This window comes from Paenibacillus sp. MAHUQ-63 (assembly GCF_028765165.1).
Classification (GTDB): Bacteria; Bacillota; Bacilli; order Paenibacillales; family NBRC-103111; genus Paenibacillus_E.
This window is the reverse complement of the sequence record NZ_JARADB010000003.1, coordinates 154531-170836: the sequence shown is the minus strand read 5'-3', so window position 1 is coordinate 170836 and position 16306 is coordinate 154531. Positions and strand designations below refer to the sequence as shown.

Annotated in this window: 15 protein-coding genes; 12 read left to right on the top strand and 3 right to left on the bottom strand. The window is 51.8% G+C overall.

Annotation, left to right across the window (positions count from 1 at the left end):
• Window positions 1-19 precede the first annotated feature (19 nt).
• Complete coding sequence (locus PUT07_RS17160; RefSeq protein ID WP_274469521.1) at window positions 20-529, top strand: hypothetical protein; 510 nt, start codon at window positions 20-22, stop codon at window positions 527-529.
• 86 nt (window positions 530-615) lie between these two features.
• Here the strand turns inward: PUT07_RS17160 and PUT07_RS17155 are convergent, their stop codons facing one another.
• On the bottom strand, window positions 616-927 hold the full coding sequence (locus tag PUT07_RS17155; RefSeq protein ID WP_274469520.1) for a hypothetical protein: 312 nt from the start codon (window positions 925-927) through the stop codon (window positions 616-618).
• Between the two features lie 44 nt (window positions 928-971).
• Window positions 972-1979 carry a LacI family DNA-binding transcriptional regulator gene (locus PUT07_RS17150; protein ID WP_274469519.1) on the bottom strand — a complete coding sequence of 336 codons (1008 nt, stop codon included), beginning with the start codon at window positions 1977-1979 and terminating at the stop codon, window positions 972-974.
• 159 nt (window positions 1980-2138) lie between these two features.
• Here PUT07_RS17150 and fucU point away from each other — a divergent pair, with 159 nt between their 5' ends.
• From fucU to PUT07_RS17105, 9 genes are all read left to right on the top strand, one after another.
• Window positions 2139-2564, top strand: coding sequence for an L-fucose mutarotase (fucU, locus tag PUT07_RS17145; RefSeq protein ID WP_274469518.1), 426 nt, complete (start codon window positions 2139-2141; stop codon window positions 2562-2564).
• 84 nt (window positions 2565-2648) lie between these two features.
• The gene (locus tag PUT07_RS17140; protein WP_274469517.1) at window positions 2649-4439 is read left to right on the top strand and encodes an L-fucose isomerase; all 1791 of its coding nucleotides are present in this window, start codon (window positions 2649-2651) and stop codon (window positions 4437-4439) included.
• A 20-nt stretch (window positions 4440-4459) separates the two neighbouring features.
• Window positions 4460-5971: a rhamnulokinase gene (locus tag PUT07_RS17135; RefSeq protein ID WP_274469516.1), complete on the top strand. Its 1512-nt coding sequence runs from the start codon at window positions 4460-4462 to the stop codon at window positions 5969-5971.
• Window positions 5972-5978: 7 nt separating this feature from the next.
• Window positions 5979-6638 carry a class II aldolase/adducin family protein gene (locus PUT07_RS17130; RefSeq protein ID WP_274469515.1) on the top strand — a complete coding sequence of 220 codons (660 nt, stop codon included), beginning with the start codon at window positions 5979-5981 and terminating at the stop codon, window positions 6636-6638.
• A 165-nt stretch (window positions 6639-6803) separates the two neighbouring features.
• Window positions 6804-8126 (top strand): response regulator transcription factor, encoded by a 1323-nt coding sequence (locus PUT07_RS17125; RefSeq protein WP_274469514.1) that lies wholly within the window; start codon window positions 6804-6806, stop codon window positions 8124-8126.
• A 109-nt stretch (window positions 8127-8235) separates the two neighbouring features.
• Window positions 8236-9663, top strand: a complete 1428-nt coding sequence (locus PUT07_RS17120) for an ABC transporter substrate-binding protein (protein WP_274469513.1) — start codon at window positions 8236-8238, stop codon at window positions 9661-9663.
• Window positions 9664-9728: 65 nt separating this feature from the next.
• Window positions 9729-10640: a carbohydrate ABC transporter permease gene (locus PUT07_RS17115; RefSeq protein ID WP_274469512.1), complete on the top strand. Its 912-nt coding sequence runs from the start codon at window positions 9729-9731 to the stop codon at window positions 10638-10640.
• The gene (locus PUT07_RS17110) at window positions 10637-11518 is read left to right on the top strand and encodes a carbohydrate ABC transporter permease (protein ID WP_274469511.1); all 882 of its coding nucleotides are present in this window, start codon (window positions 10637-10639) and stop codon (window positions 11516-11518) included. The genes PUT07_RS17115 and PUT07_RS17110 overlap by 4 nt, the downstream gene beginning before the upstream one ends.
• Window positions 11519-11635: 117 nt before the next feature.
• On the top strand, window positions 11636-13420 hold the full coding sequence (locus PUT07_RS17105) for a sensor histidine kinase (RefSeq protein ID WP_274469510.1): 1785 nt from the start codon (window positions 11636-11638) through the stop codon (window positions 13418-13420).
• Between the two features lie 743 nt (window positions 13421-14163).
• Here the strand turns inward: PUT07_RS17105 and PUT07_RS17100 are convergent.
• Window positions 14164-14358, bottom strand: a complete 195-nt coding sequence (locus PUT07_RS17100; RefSeq protein ID WP_274469509.1) for a hypothetical protein — start codon at window positions 14356-14358, stop codon at window positions 14164-14166.
• 449 nt (window positions 14359-14807) lie between these two features.
• On the opposite strand from PUT07_RS17100, the gene PUT07_RS17095 reads away from it, so the two are divergent.
• Complete coding sequence (locus PUT07_RS17095; RefSeq protein WP_274469508.1) at window positions 14808-15134, top strand: HPr family phosphocarrier protein; 327 nt, start codon at window positions 14808-14810, stop codon at window positions 15132-15134.
• Window positions 15135-15199: 65 nt separating this feature from the next.
• Window positions 15200-16207 carry an LLM class flavin-dependent oxidoreductase gene (locus tag PUT07_RS17090; protein WP_274469507.1) on the top strand — a complete coding sequence of 336 codons (1008 nt, stop codon included), beginning with the start codon at window positions 15200-15202 and terminating at the stop codon, window positions 16205-16207.
• Window positions 16208-16306: the final 99 nt, after the last annotated feature.

The following is a 16306-nucleotide window of genomic DNA, read 5'->3' as shown; positions in this document are numbered from 1 at the left end:
AATTCAAGGAGTGAACAGCATGTCACGCAAGTGGGAACGAATGGTCAGCAAGAACACGAAGAAATTAAACAAGGACAGAACGAAGAGAGGGATCGCCCCGATCTCCACAGATCCGGATCGCAGTGAGGTATTCAAGGGGAGAAGTATTATATTAGCGTTGTTTTTCGTCCTGGTTTCCGTTTTTCTATTGCTAACATTGACTAAAACGAGCGGAGATGCCATGTACTGGTATACGACTTTGGCTTACTTGGTTGTGGGGGTATTCGTCTATTTTGTTCGCAGGCCATATCTGAAGGTAAGCAAGTCGAGTCTGTCGAAGCGGGGGTTTGCCCGCGAGTTAATTCTTAATGCGGACAATATTAACGAGATTGAGTACGCTCCGGGTCAAGTTGTGATCCATCTGAAAGGGAAGTCGCCTCGTTGGGTATATAATCGAACGCTGAACCGATTCGATGTTGCGGCAATGGCGGCTAGATTGAAGAAGTTCGCCGAGCAGAATCACGTTTCTTTCGTAGATAAAAACGTATAGGGCTGTCCCTGAAGGTCATTGCTGATCTTCGGGGACAGTTTTTTCTTTATGGGAAATGATCCCGTTCATTAAGGTTTATGCGGAGCTTAATCGTATTTGTCCTCATCGACTCTCAGCAAATTGTCCAGGATCAGCTCGGCTTCCGTCTCGAAATTGAGGTGCAGGGGAGCGGGCAGGACGTCCAGGATGTCTTGAACCATATCCAAATCGAACAGTTCGCTCACCGTATGGGGACGCGGCAAGAGCGAGAGAACCCAGTCTCGGAAAACTTCGATGAATGCGTAGAAAGAGGACTGGAACTGGTCCGCTACGGCTTCCTGCTCATCGCCGTGGGAAGCGGTCATTGCGTTCCAGTTGTCGATGGTCGTTTGCAGCGCTTGCTTAACTGGAGGGTTCATAGGAACTCCTTTCACCTTTCATGTTCGCAGTGACGCAGAGCCGTCTATTGAACAGCTTGCGTGGATGATCGGATGAGCAGCTCGGAAGGAAGAATCATTTTGCGATTCTCTAGAGCCGCATCGCCCTCGATGCGTTCGATCAGCAGCTGCATGCCCAGCGCGCCGAACTGGTAGGCGGGCTGCGCCGCAGCCGTCAAGAACGGGTTGATCGCCTCGGCGTGTCCGAAGTCGTCGAAGCAGACGACCGACACGTCGCGGGGAACCTGCATGCCGCGCTTGCGCAGCGCTTGGATGACGCCGACAGCCAGCATATTGTTGGCTGCGAATATTGCGGTAGGCGGATCCTCGTGATGGATCAGGGCGTCCAAGGCGGATTCGTCATGGAAATCCCGGTAATTCATATGGACCACAAGCGAGTCTTCGACGGTTAACCCGTTCAGCAGATGCGCTTCGCGATAACCGGTATAGCGCAGGCGGGCCGTAGATACATCCGGCGACCCGTTGATCATCGCGATGCGGCGGTGCCCCAGGCCGATCAAATGCTCAACGAGCTTGCGTGCGCCCTCTTTGCTGTCTCCGAGCACGACATCCGCATCGATGCCGGGAATTTCGCGGTCCAGCACGACGAAAGGGATGTTATGCTTCCGCAGCTGGAGCAAGTTCTCCAGGGAATGATCCCCGGTCGGCGCGAACAGCACGCCGTCCACCCGCGTCGACAGCATCATATCGACATAGTCTTTCTCCTTCGCATAGTCCTCGTCGCTGTTGGCGAAGAGCAGCCGGTATCCGGCCCGCAGCGCCGTATCTTCGGCCCCGCGGGCAAGTGTTGTATAGAACGGATTCGTAATATCCGTAATGAGCAGCGACAATATTTTGGTCTTCTGGAGGACGAGGCTCCGCGCCATGGAGTTCGGGATGTAATGGAGCTCTTCCATGACTTTGCGCACGCGCTTGCGAGTCGCTTCGCTGATCCTCCCCGTGTTATTGATAACCCGCGAAACGGTCATAGCCGAAACGCCGGCTTTCTCTGCGATATCATAAATTGTAATCAAGTAACGTCACCTTTTTCGATTGATCGGAAGGACGACGATGTCGTTTATCCTTGTCTCTTGCTATTCGTCTATTGTATAGAAATTAAAGATTGACAGCAAGGCTTAAAGTTGTTAATTTTGAGTTATCGATAACACACATGATTTGAGGAGGTTATGAATATGCTGAAAGGGATACCCTCCATTCTGTCGCCTGAGCTGTTGAAGGTGCTGATGGAGATGGGCCATGGCGATGAAATCGTTCTGGCGGACGGCAACTTCCCGGCCGCCAGTCACACGAATCGCCTGCTTCGCTGCGACGGCCATGGTGTACCGGAATTATTGGAAGCGGTTTTATCGCTGTTCCCGCTAGATACGTACAGTGAACATCCGGTCGCTTTGATGGCGGTTGTACCGGGTGACAAGGTGGAAACGCCGATTTGGGACACTTATACGGATCTGATTCGCAAGCACTCGACACCAGCGATTGAGCATATGGACCGCTTTGCTTTTTATGAAAGAGCGAAGCAAGCTTACGCCATCGTGGCAACGAGCGAGAAGGCGTTATACGCCAATGTTATTTTGAAAAAAGGCGTTATTTCCACATAGTTTGAATTATCGGTAACTCTCTAATCGTGTCAATAAAGTGTCAGCATATCCATGCAGTTACTCAAAACTTAGGAGGAACATACGATGGCAAACAGCACGCACAGATGGAATCAGGAATTCCCGAAGATTGGCATCCGGCCAACGATCGACGGTAGAAGAAAAGGTGTTCGCGAATCGCTCGAAGAGCAGACGATGAACATGGCGAAAGCCGTGGCCGCTTTGCTCAGCGAGACGTTGAAATATCCGAACGGCCAGCCCGTCGAATGCATCATCGCAGATACATGCATCGGCGGCGTAGCGGAAGCTGCGGCGGCAGCCAGCAAATTCGCCAAAGCGGGCGTAGGCGTATCCATTACCGTTACCCCTTGCTGGTGCTACGGAACGGAAACGATGGATATGGATCCGTCGACACCGAAAGCGATCTGGGGCTTTAACGGCACAGAGCGTCCGGGCGCCGTCTACTTGGCAGCGGTTCTATCCGGTCATGCGCAGAAAGGAATTCCGGCGTTCGGCATTTATGGGAAGGACGTGCAGGATGCCGGAACGACGGACATTCCGCAGGATGTTCAAGAGAAGCTGATCCGCTTCGCCAAAGCCGGCCTCGCAGCCGCTTATATGAAAGGCAAATCGTACCTCGCAATCGGCTCCGTGTCCATGGGCATCGCCGGTTCGATCGTCAACGAGGAGCTGTTCCAGAACTACCTCGGCATGCGCAACGAATATGTGGACATGTCGGAATTGGTCCGCCGAATCGATGAGGAAATTTTCGATCCGGAAGAGTACCAATTGGCCTTGAACTGGGTGAAAGAAAATTGTGCGGAAGGTCCGGACAAGAACCCGGCCGAGATCCAAACGTCGCGCGAGAAAAAAGATCAGGACTGGGAAACGGTCGTGAAGATGTCCTTGATCGTTCGAGATCTTATGGTAGGCAACCCGCGTCTGGCCGATCTCGAATTCGGCGAAGAGGCGCTGGGCCACAATGCTATTCTGTCCGGCTTCCAAGGACAGCGGCATTGGACGGATCATTTCCCGAACGGAGATTTCATGGAGGCGATCCTGAACACGTCCTTCGACTGGAACGGGAAGCGCGCGCCTTATTTGGTCGCTACGGAGAACGACAGCTTGAACGGGGTTGCGATGCTGTTCGGCAATCTGTTGACGAATACGGCGCAAATTTTCGCCGACGTAAGAACATACTGGAGCCCGGATGCAGTGAAACGGGTAACCGGTCACACCTTAAGCGGCGCTGCCAAAGACGGTATCCTGCATTTGATCAACTCCGGTCCTGCGGCGCTGGACGGAACAGGCGAGCAGTCGCGTGACGGCAAGCCGGCTATGAAGCCTTACTGGGAGATTACGGACGAGGAAGTGGACAAATGCTTGAAAGCGACATCCTGGCGTCCGGCTTCCGTTGAATACTTCCGCGGAGGCGGCTACTCTTCGGATTTCCTGACGAAAGGCGGCATGCCGGTTACGATGTCCCGGATCAATCTTGTGAGAGGATTGGGTCCCGTGCTGCAGCTGGCAGAGGGCTACTCGGTAGATTTGCCTGAGGATGTTCATAAGACGTTGGACGACCGTACGGATTCCACTTGGCCGACAACATGGTTCGCTCCGATTCTGACAGGCGAGGGCTCGTTCACGGATGTATATTCCGTTATGGATAATTGGGGCTCTAATCACGGCTCGATCAGCTATGGCCATATCGGCGCCGATTTGATCACGCTGGCGGCGATACTTCGAATCCCGGTATCCATGCACAACGTGGCCAAAGAACACATCTTCCGTCCTCGCGTATGGAGCAATTTCGGCACGTCCGATCCGGAAGGCGCGGATTTCAGAGCTTGCGCTTCCTTCGGTCCATTATATAAGTAACGCGAATTGAGGTGGCGCCGGTGAGCACGAACATGAGCACGAATTCGCTGGGCATGTTGGCCGTCGACTTCGGGGCTAGCAGCGGCAGAACGATTCTGGGACGCTGGAACGGCTCCAAGCTGACAGTCGAAGAGATTCATCGCTTCGCCAATGATCCGGTTGAACTGAGCGGCAGATTGTATTGGGATTTTCTAAGACTTTTTCATGAGCTCAAAAAAGGCATTCACGCCTTCAAACAGCATGAAACAGGCAGCCCCGCATCCATTGCCGTGGATACGTGGGGTGTGGATTACGGCTTCGTTGACGGCAAGGGAAGATTGCTCGGCAACCCGTATCACTATCGGGAAGCCCGCAATGCCCAAGCGATGGAAGCTTTGCTTGAGCAGACTTCCCAGCAAGATCTATACAGCCGATCAGGTATTCAGCCCTTATCCTTTAATACGATTTTTCAGCTGTACGCCGAGAGAAGCGAGCAGGGGCTGGACCTCCCGGACGATGTGCGTCTCCTGCTGATGCCGGACCTTTTCCGTTTCTACTTGTCCGGCGTCCGCTCCACGGAGTACACGATCGCCAGCACGACCGGGCTGCTCGATTCAGCGGCAAGAGACTGGGATCGAAGCTTGCTGCACAGGCTCGGCATCCCGGACAGCCTCTTCACGAGCATCGTGATGCCCGGGACGATCGAAGGCCAATTGCGCAGCGAGATTACCGAGGAGCTGCAGATCGGGCCGGTCTCCGTCGTCGCTTCGGCTTCTCACGACACGGCTTCTGCCGTCGTTTCCATACCGTCTCTGGAGACGGACTACGCCTTCATTTCTTGCGGCACGTGGTCGCTGATGGGTGTTGAGCTCGATCAGCCGATCCTGACGGAAGCAAGTCTCCAGTACGGCTTTACGAACGAAGGCGGGGCCGAGCATAAGATTCGCATGCTCAAAAATATTATGGGCCTGTGGCTGCTCCAGGAATGCCGGAGACAGTGGGAGCTGGAGGGCGTTTCCCTCAGCTTCGCCGACATGCAGGAGATCGCCAAGGCGGAGCCGGGGCTGCGCAGCTATGTCGACGCCCAAGACCCGGTATTCCTCGCTCCCGGCAATATGCCGGAACGTATTCGCCGCTATTGCGCGGAGACGGGGCAATCCGTTCCGCAATCGAAAGCGGAAATTATCCGCTGTGTTGTCGACAGCTTGGCGATGAAATTCAAACAAACGCTGGACGAAATCGAAGAGCTGCTGGAGCGCAAGCTGCAAACGATTCATATGGTCGGCGGCGGCATTCAAAACCAGCTGCTCTGCCAGCTGACGGCCAATGCGACGGGGCGTCCGGTTATCGCCGGTCCTGTAGAGGCGACGGCCATCGGCAATATCATGATGCAGGTCAAAGCGCACGGCGAGGTCTCGTCACTCGATCAAATCCGCCAAGCCGTAAGGGATTCGTTCCCGCCTGATCGGTACGCGTCCAAGGATGAAGAGCAGTGGCAGGAAGCTTACCATACCTATCGGCAAGTGATTGCCAACCATTCTGTAAGGAGCTGAAAGAGCAATGTCTGAGCAGCACATCCGAGAAGAATTAACGAAATATGCCCGCAAAAGCGTTGCCAAAGGCCTCGTCGTAGGTCCTGGCGGCAATATAAGCGCAAGATTCGAAGATAAGATGTTCCTATCGCCGAGCGGCTTCGCGCTTGAGGATATCGAGCCGGAGCAGTGGGTGCCGGTTGATATTCCTTCGGGGACTATTCTGGACACAACGTATCGTCCGTCCTCCGAGGTGCTGATGCACTTGTTCTGCTACCGTGTTAATCCGAATATGACCGCCATCGTGCACACGCATCCGGCTTACTGCATCGCTTTGACGCTCGTTGACGACGAACTGCCGATGCTGTTCCCGGACCAAGCGGCGCTGGTCGGCGACGTAGCCTTCGTGCCGTACGTCGTGCCGACGACCGACAAGCTGGCCAATCTCGTAGCGGAGAAAGCGGACCGGTACAGCTCTATTTTGCTGAAAAATCACGGGCTTGTGACCACCGGCAAAAATTTGCGCGAAGCTTACTACCGCACGGAAGTGATGGAGGAAAGCGCGAAAATTTATATGATCGCCAAGTCGGTCGGTACCCCGAGAAGGCTGACGGAGGAAGAGTACAAGGAAATTCAAGGCTTGGAAAGCGAAGCCTACCGCGTCAATTTACTGCAGCAAATGAAATAAAGATGAATGGGATTAAACCGTTCTCATCGCTTGCGATGGGGGCGGTTTTTTATTGTTGGCTTTCCCGCTATATCCGACACGTTGATCGTAATAAAACTCATTGGAAACCCGTCCGTTGTACCATACAATGAAGAGGATGCTTGTGAAGGATGAAGAGGTGGCAAAATGGTCAATATTTTGGTTGTGGATGACGAACCGATGATTTGCAAAGGCGTGGCGGCGATTTTGAAGCAGTCCAAGCTGGATATCGGCGAAGTTTTTATCGCGTATAACGGTTTTGAGGCGTTGGACTTTATTCATTTGGAGAAGATCGATCTCGTGTTTACCGATATCCAAATGGACCAAATGAACGGCATTGAGTTGATTGAAAATATATTCATGGAGGATCCGTCGATCCCCATCGTCATTTTATCGGCACACGGTGAATTTGAATACGCCCAGAAAGCGATCCGTTTCGGAGCGAAGGAATATCTGGTCAAGCCGATCACTCCGCCGCAGCTCCTGTCCGTCACATCCAAGCTGTTGAAAGAGAAGGATGAGCGGCAGCAGCATTTCTCGAATTGGGAAACGGGCAGCACAATCGCAGACGTAACCGACCTGCAGTTAAACTATTATTTAAGCGAAATTGTTACCGGCACCGTTCATGAATCCGAGGTGCCCGACATTCGGGAGAGGCTTGGCGGCCGCTTGACCGGCACACATTTCAGCATGCTGTTGATCAAGCTGTCGCTGGACCGTGGCGGCATTCGCGACGAGCCCATATCGACCCTGAAGGACCGCAACCTGCTGAAGTACGCTGCTCTCAACATTATGACAGAGACGGCAGGCTCATGGAGCCATTTTGTTATTCATACGCACAATTCAACGTTCGCCCTGCTGATGCAAATGCCGGAGGAAGTGAAGCATGGCACCCTTGGCATGAACCAGATGCTGATGATGGCCCAGATGGTGCATACGAATCTGCAGAAGTATGTCAATGTCAAGTGCCAGATTGGGATTTCCCGTATTCGCGAAGGGATCGTACAGTGGCCGCACATTTACGATGAAGCCATGGAGAGTTTGGCTTGGGGCGAAAAGCAGAAAGACCATTACATGTTCTATATCGAGGATATCGGCAAGACGACGAATCAGCAGCAAATGACGAACACGCAGGTCGACGAGGCCAATAACCGGATTGTTTATCATGCCAAAACATACATTGAGCTTCATTACTGCAACAAGGGGTTGAAGCTTCAGGATATCGCCGACAGCGTGCATTTGAGTCCGAACTATTTGAGCTATTTGTTCAAAAGAGTGATGGGCATCAATATTTGGGATTATGTGACGCAGCTGCGCATGGAGAAAGGCAAGCAGCTGATCCTGACGACCGACAAGCGCCGGTACGAAATATCCGAAGAGATCGGGTACGAGTCGCCGGAGCATTTCAGCAAAATTTTCAAGAAGCATTATGGCATGAATATTTCGGAATTGAAGTCATCCGGTACGTAATATGCGACACGATAAGCGTAACAGGGCACATCGCTCCAGAGCAGGGCTCCCTTTATAATCGTAATTGCAGCAGTACTTAAGATTACATGATTGGAAAGGGGAACCACATATGAAAGCCAAACAAACATCCGCACTCGGTGTCATTGCGCTGACGGTCCTGCTCGCAGGATGCGGGACGCAGCCGGCGGCGACGAGCGCGCCAAGCACGCCAGGCACGAGCCCGTCAACAACCGGAGGAACGACCGCTACAGCGGCTCCAGCGAAAAAAGTGACCATTACCGCACAAGGGTTCAAGCCGGATCAGAAGGAAAAGAACGATCAGCTCGATCAGCGAATCGCCCGCTTTAAGGCGAAAAATCCGAACGTCGAGTTCAAGAAAGACGATTGGCAGTACAATCCGCTGGAAATCGGCATTAAGATGGCCTCCAACAGCGCGCCGACGGAGTATACGACGTATGCGACCGAAGGCAAGGTGCTGGTTGACAAGAAATGGGTAGCTGACATTACCGATTCGATGAATGCCTGGGCACATGCTCAAGATATGAACGATCTGCTCTCCAAGCCTTTTGTCGTGAACGGCAAAACGTACGGCGTGCCGATTGACGGCTACGTGATGACGATTACGCTGAACAAGAAGCTGTTCAAGGAGAAAGGCGTAGAGCTGCCTCCGATGGATTGGACATGGGACGATCTGCTTGAAGCAGCGAGGAAAATCAACGATCCGGCCAAAGGGATTGCAGGCTTCATTCCGATGGGCAAGGGGCCGGAGGCAGGGTGGAACTGGACGAATTTCCTGTATGCGGCGGGCGGCGACGTGCAGAAGCTTGACGGCGGCATGGTCGTCAGTGTATTCAATTCCGAAGCTGGATTGAAAGCGCTTGAATTTTATAAAAAGCTCAAGGACGAGAACCTCATTCCCAAAAACTGGGCGCTCGGTTACGGTGATGCTTTGAACGCGTTCTCGCAAGGGCGCGGCGCGATGGTCATGTGCGGAAGCGGCAACGCGGCAGACACGGCCATTAATGAAGGCGGCATTGCCAAAGAGGATCTGATCGTGTATCCGATGCCGGCATTGACCAAAGGCGGCAAGCATACCGGCGTGCTCGGCGGCAACTACCGCGTGATCAATCCGAAGAGCGACAAGGATCAGCAGGCGGTTGCTTTCAAATGGATTACCGACGAATATTTCACGGACGATTTCCTGAACTCAACGCAGAAAGAAATCGAAGACCGCAAAACGAAGAAACGGGTGTACATTCCGCAGCCGATTAACTACTGGAAAGACTCCTCCGAATTCGGCAAGAAGTATACGGACCTTCTGGCGAAGTATGACAACGTATTCAAATATGATCCGCAATTGATCTCCTTATGGGACGGCAAACCGGAAGCGCAGTACGAAGCGCAAAAATACTACACAGAGATGGCCAATGTGATCCAGAAAGTGTTCACAACCAAAGACGTCGATTTGAAAAAGACGTTGGCCGACGCTTCGAACAAAGTGCAAACCGAAGTATTTGACAAAGTCAAAGTCGAATAACGGCCGGAACGATTCGGATCTAAGCCGTCAGCGGTTTAGGTCCGATTTCATAAGGAGTGTTGCAGATGAGTGCAGAATTGAGCGCACAGCCCGCAGTTGCGGCAAAATCAGCGAGAAAGAAAATCAATTGGTATTTGTGGGGGACGCTGTTCATACTCCCGGAGCTCGTGATCTTTATTCTTTTCCTGTGGGTGCCGATTGTCAAAGGAATTATCTACAGCTTTTACAATATTGATTTTGTCGAGGGCAATCATTTTATCGGGTTGGCTAATTACTTGAATATTTTCCAGGATGAGCTGCTGCTTATGTCGGTCAAAAATACGTTGATCTATATGGGGCTCGGGATTGTTATCGGTTTCTGGATACCGCCGCTGATTGCGATCGCTGTCACGGAACTGAAGCGGTTCCAAGGCGGAGCGCGCATCGTCGGCTACTTGCCCAGCGCCATACCGGCTATCGTGCTCTATGGGATGTGGCAGTGGTTTTACGATGCGGTAGGGCCGATCAACTCCTTCCTGCAGCGTATCGGCCTTCCGCAGCTGGAGTTTTTCAGCCCTGGGCTGGCGATGGGCTCCATCGTTGTCATGGAGACATGGCAGAGCTTCGGCGCAGCGACGCTCATCTATATTGCTGCGATCGTCGGTATCCCGAGGGATATATACGAAGCGGCGGAGATCGATGGAGCTAGCGTCTGGCAGCGTATTCGTTACATCACCTTGCCAAGCATTCGCACGTTAATGATGCTGCTGCTGATGCTGCAGGTGATCACGACATCGCAGGGCTTTCAAGCGCAGCTGTCGATGACCGACGGCGGACCGAATAATGCGACGCTGACCTATTTGCTGTGGCTGAACCATACGGCTTTTCGCGATCTTGATTTCGGCAAAGCAAGCGCTATGGGCAGTTTGATGTTTTTCGTCCTGGTGCTGCTGTCCGTCCTGTATAATTTGCTCCAGCGCAGAGGTGAGAAGGCATGAAGCATCAAGAACGCGGCATTATTTCCAGGTACGATATGAAAAAAGGCCCCGTCCGCACCGGCTATACACTCATGGTGCTGCTGCTGCTGATGATGGCCCTGACGATGCTGTATCCTTTCTTCGATACATTTTTCGGCTCGCTCAAAACACGTGAGGAGTTTTTCGCTTTCCCCCCGACCTTTCTTCCGGAGAGCTGGGTATGGACGAATTATAAGGACGCTTTCACGGGATTTGACCTGCCGCTCCTTACTTTTCTCAAAAATACGGTGTTCATCTATGTCGGCAATGTGGCTGTATCCTTGCTTCTGATCGGTTTGGCGGCATACGCGCTGTCGCATCTGAAAGTGCCTTTCAAACGGTGGGTGACGCTGTTCTTCTTCTCGACGCTGCTCATCCCCCCGGCCACCTATATGGTGCCGAACCTGCTTAATTTGAAGAGTATGGGCATGCTGAATACGTATTGGGCATTCTGGCTGCCGGCTGCAGCGAATGCGTACTTCATGCTGCTGCTTAAGAACTTCTTCGACGGCATCCATCAAGAAGTTCTGGAAGCGGCGCGAATCGACGGAGCGGGGGAGTTCTCCTCGTTCGTCCGGATCGCCGTACCGCTGTCCACGCCGATTATCGGGACGCTGCTCATGCTGTCTTTCTCCGCGACATGGAACGATTTCTACTGGCCAAGTCTGGTGATGACCGAAAGAAGCATGTACCCGCTCGCCACAGGCATCTATCTGTATGTCGTCTATCCGACCTCGGTCATTCCGTGGAGTGTGCGCTTTGCTGTGCTGACGATGGCGATGCTGCCGCCTGTGCTGTTTTTTCTCGTTTTTCAAAAGTTCATTATCCGGGGCATTTCGGTATCCAGCGTCAAAGGATAGTCGAGGAACGCTTATCAGAACTCCGTTCTGGTGGCGTTCTCTTATGCTTAAAGGAGATTGTGTGCCAAGTATCGAAGTAGGGAGCAGATCGTGCGGTTGAAAGGCAGGTAAGTAAGTATGTTGCAAATGCTGCGTAATATGAATCTGATGAAAAAGCTGATTGTGCTGCTCATCACGTTCGTCGTCATCCCGATCCTGGTGCTGGATCTGGTTGTCGCCAAGAAGCTCGAATCGATTACCGAGGAGCAGGTGGGGAATGCTTTGCTCCAATTGGTGCGGGGCAGCCACCTTACGCTCGACCGGGAAAGCAGCGATTTCGACGAAAAAACCGAGAAAATCATGATCTCCCAAGAGATTCAACAGCTTGCCAGTCTGCCTTCCTTTTCGGAATATGAGCGGTTTGAAATTTTCAAGACATTGGATAAATATTTGAACAACTATTCGACGAATGCGATCCGGTATTCGATGTTTTTCTCGGATAAGGATAAGCAGTATTCGTTCGTGCCGAATCCCGATATTTTAAACAACGGCATTTTTTATGCGACGGATTTGGATGCGCTTTCTTGGTACCGTGAAGTTAGCCAGGCGAAGGGGAAAGGCGTGCTTCAGATCATCGATAAATTCGGCTACAATCCGAACAAGGTGAAAACCGTCGCGTATATGAGACAGATGAACAGCATTTATCATGGCGAAAGTGTTATCGGCTATTTGGTCGTTTCGGGTATCGAGACGCCTTTGCAGCAGGATTTCACGCCATTCGAGAAGTACGCCGACGCCCAGATCATGCTGCTGAATCCGAACAATGTCGTGCTGGCGACGAATACGCCTAAATTCGAGATTGGCGATAGCGTCCCCGTAGCGGCGGGCAAATCGGAAGGCGTCTATAAGCTGAAGGAAGATGGCGTGGCATACATGCATGTGCTTCATACGAGCGAAGTGACGAATACGAAGCTGCTGATGCGCGTCCCCGTGCAATCGATCATTATCGATCATATCAGCGTACAGAAGCTGGTGCACTGGATCATGGTCATTTATTTTTTTATACTCATTCTGGCGTCCATGTACTTTATTCAGTCGATTCTGAAGCCGATCTCCAGACTGGCGCGCATCACCAACTCGTACCACCCCGGCAGGCCGCTGGCCATTACGATGCATTCGGAGAGCAAGAACGAGATCGTGCTGCTCAGCAACCATTTCATACGGATGACGGACCGGTTAAATCAGACGATATACGATCAATATGAGCTGGAATTGAAGCATAAGGAGATTGAGCTGTCGATTCTGCACACGCAAATTAACCCGCATCTCCTCTACAATACCTTGGAATCCGTCTACTGGCATACCTTCATGGAAGGAGCGGCGGAGTCGGCGGAAATGATCAAAGATTTATCGCTCATCATGCGGATCGGATTGAGTAAAGGCAAGCTGCTCATTCCGGTGGCGGAGGAGATCAATCACGCTGAAGCTTACGTGCGTTTGCAATTGTTCCGGTACGAATATGCGTTCAAGGTACATTGGGACATTGAGGAAGAGGCGAAAAAGTTCCTCGTACCGAAGGTCATCCTGCAGCCGATTATTGAGAATGCGATCCTCCACGGCATTAAGAACATGAGCCAGGACGGGGAATTGTGGATTAAGGTGCGAAGTGGCGGCGGCATCGTTACACTCAGCGTTGAGGATAACGGCTACCGGCAAGCGGATATCCAGCTGATGAACGCCATTCTGGGCGGGAAGGAAAGCAATCGGGGCTTCGGCATCATTAACGTGCAAAAGAGGATCCAACTGCATTACGGCAAGCGTTACGGCTTGCATTACAGTCTTCGTGACGATCAGGGGGTATGTGCCCGGATTGAGCTTCCGTCGATGCGGGATGAAAATGAAATCAAGCAGCCCCCGGCCTAAGGCGGGGTTGCGCGAAAACACCTCTGCACAGGAACATTTCGGCAGATTAACGGGAGATATTCCAGTTATTCTGCTATAACTGCTCTTTGCGGTAAAATTAACTGGAGGAATTCCTGTTAACAGTCATAGCATCCGCACCGCTCGCTGACGTCACTTAAACGCGCCTGACTAATCTAGCTACTCTAAGTAATCACAGCTCTACCACAAATCAAGCTACTCTAAGTAACCACAACTCCACCACAAGTCAAGCTACTCTAAGTCATCCACATCACAACTTCATATCACGCAAACGCTCAAGTCTTACATAGAACGCACGCATCATCTACATCAACCACAGTTCACGGCCGGAAGTGGCTGCGTATTGCTCCGATGGCAGCCCGGATAGTTGCTCCATCCTCAGCCCCTACTAGCGAACAGCAGGAAATTCTCCCGTTAAAATCTTCGAAGTCCCGTTTACTAGCTGCCATAACTGGAAATTGTCACGTTATTTCGCACGAAAATGCCTCTGCAAAGCGACAACGCGGCAGATTAACGGGAGACATTCCAGTTATCCTGCTATAACTGCTCCTTAAGGTAAAATTAACAGGAGGAATTCCTGTAATCGTTCATGGCATCCTGGCATCCTGTACCACTCACCCAAATACACACACCGGTGCCTCGCAAAAGCCAGAAAGCCAGCGGAAAGATCCTCCGCCAGCTTTCAAATGTATTCCCGTTCCGGGGCTCCGTACATATGTAGTCGTTTAGTTTTGCGGCAAACCAAACTCGTTCTCTGATGAATTGCTGCTGTCCGTTATCTCTACGTATTGATCGACCGTATCCAGAACCTGGCTCAGCTGCCAACGGCTAAACACCACACGGTCCGAATAGATCGCATTATATGTGCTATCTTCCTTGCTGATCTTAAAGCCCCGGTAATTCTCATAAATGGTTCTCATTCTGATCTCTCCCTCGCTTTGATGTATATCTTAAACTATCATCAAACGGCTATTTTTGGTAGAGGTGTAAATTGAGAGATATTGTCTAATCATGGCTAATTCCATCAGAAATTTATGAATGGCTTCATATTTGCTGCTAGTAAAGGGATCGAGGCACTCGATTCGCTGCTTGAACGCAATGGAGAAGTCGGCGATTTCGCATAAGGTATTGGAATTTTGTTCCAAAGTTAGTGCAGCCACGTTCCTTTTTCAAGGAGTTGAAAGGTTGACAAAGTTCAGTTGGCGATGATAAGATTAACGCAACAAATTAAACCTTAGTAAACTTATTGGAATTAACTGAAATTGTAACGAACCGAACTGACCGGAAAACCGGAAGCGTGGATGCGGAATCCATGCTTTTTTTTATGGCATCATGCAGAATCAAGACATTCATAAAGGAGCGAATGAAAATGAAAATTGAGTGGTCATTTGAAATGAACCGGCCGTGGACGATAGATCAAGTACTTAACTTTGTTACGATTGCGAACCGATTCAAAAGTCAGATTTATGTGGGGGCCAAAGGGCGAATGCTCAATGCCAAAGGGCATCTCGGTGTCGTGTCACTAAGTCTTTCGGTTCCTCCCAATGCTACGATTTTGTTGGAGATAGAGGGGGAGGATGCGCAAGAAGCGTTCGAAGGGGTAGCGGTTTATTTGCAAAATGAAGAGCAGCGCGAGCGGGCAGCCCGGTTGCCCTCATCCTCCTTGATCAAGCGGCGGTCACGTGTCGCTCAATAGCGTCCAGGTCACCTTTTGCTATTCTGTTCCTATTTGTGTTACAGTTAAGGCAGAGGTGATTTACGATGTTGAAATTGGGGATTTTGGACCAATCACAAATAGGGGAAGGCCGCACGGCGGCACAAACGCTCGTTGAAACGACAGAGCTGGCGCAAGAAGCGGACCGGTTGGGGTATACGCGGTATTGGGTATCGGAGCATCATGCTTCGCAGGCGCTTGCGCATTCGAGTCCGGAGGTGCTGATCGCGCATCTGGCTGCCAAAACAAACCGGATACGTCTCGGTTCCGGCGGCATTATGCTGCCGCATTACAGCGCGTACAAAGTAGCGGAAAATTTCCGCCTGCTCGAAGCGCTGCATCCCGGGCGGATCGACGTCGGGTTGGGACGCGCTCCCGGCGGCATGCCGATATCGACACGCGCACTGCAGGAAGGTAAATATACGAGCGTTGATCAATACCCGCAGCAGGTTGCTGATTTGACCGGATATTTGTACGATTCATTGCCGGCCAACCACCGGTTCGCGGCGCTGCATGCCTCGCCAATCATTGCGACAGCGCCGGAGATTTGGCTGCTGGGCTCTTCCTACGACAGCGCCCGAATTGCTGCCGATCAAGGGGCTGCCTTCGGTTTTGCACAATTTTTCGGGAATGCGGATTGTGAACAGGCTTTGCGCATTTACCGCGAACATTTTACACCGTCTAATTTAAATGAGAAGCCGCATTCGTTGGCAGCCGTGTTGGTCATCTGTGCGGATACGGAAGAGGAGGCGAAACGGCTGGCCACCAGCACGGACCTGTTCTTCCTCTCGCTTGGTCGCGGCGCGCTATTGCCGTCCTTCCCATCGGTCGAAACAGCGATGAATTATCCGTACACGCCAGGAGATTTGGCTATGATCCAGGACCGCCAGCACAAACGGATCGTAGGCACACCGCAGCAGGTGAAAGCGGAGATCCTGCGGCTCAACGAGGCTTATCAGGCTGATGAAATCATGGTTGTTTCGCCAATTCATGATATTGCAGCCAGAGTTCATTCATACCGCTTGCTGGCTGAAGTGTTCGAGCTTCAAGGGTAATCCAGTCATCGCATCGCATCACAGCCTATTCGGTCTCAGCTGAGCCGGATAGGCTGTTTTGGTAGGGTTCAGAGCCGCAGATCCAGACATAATCCTCCC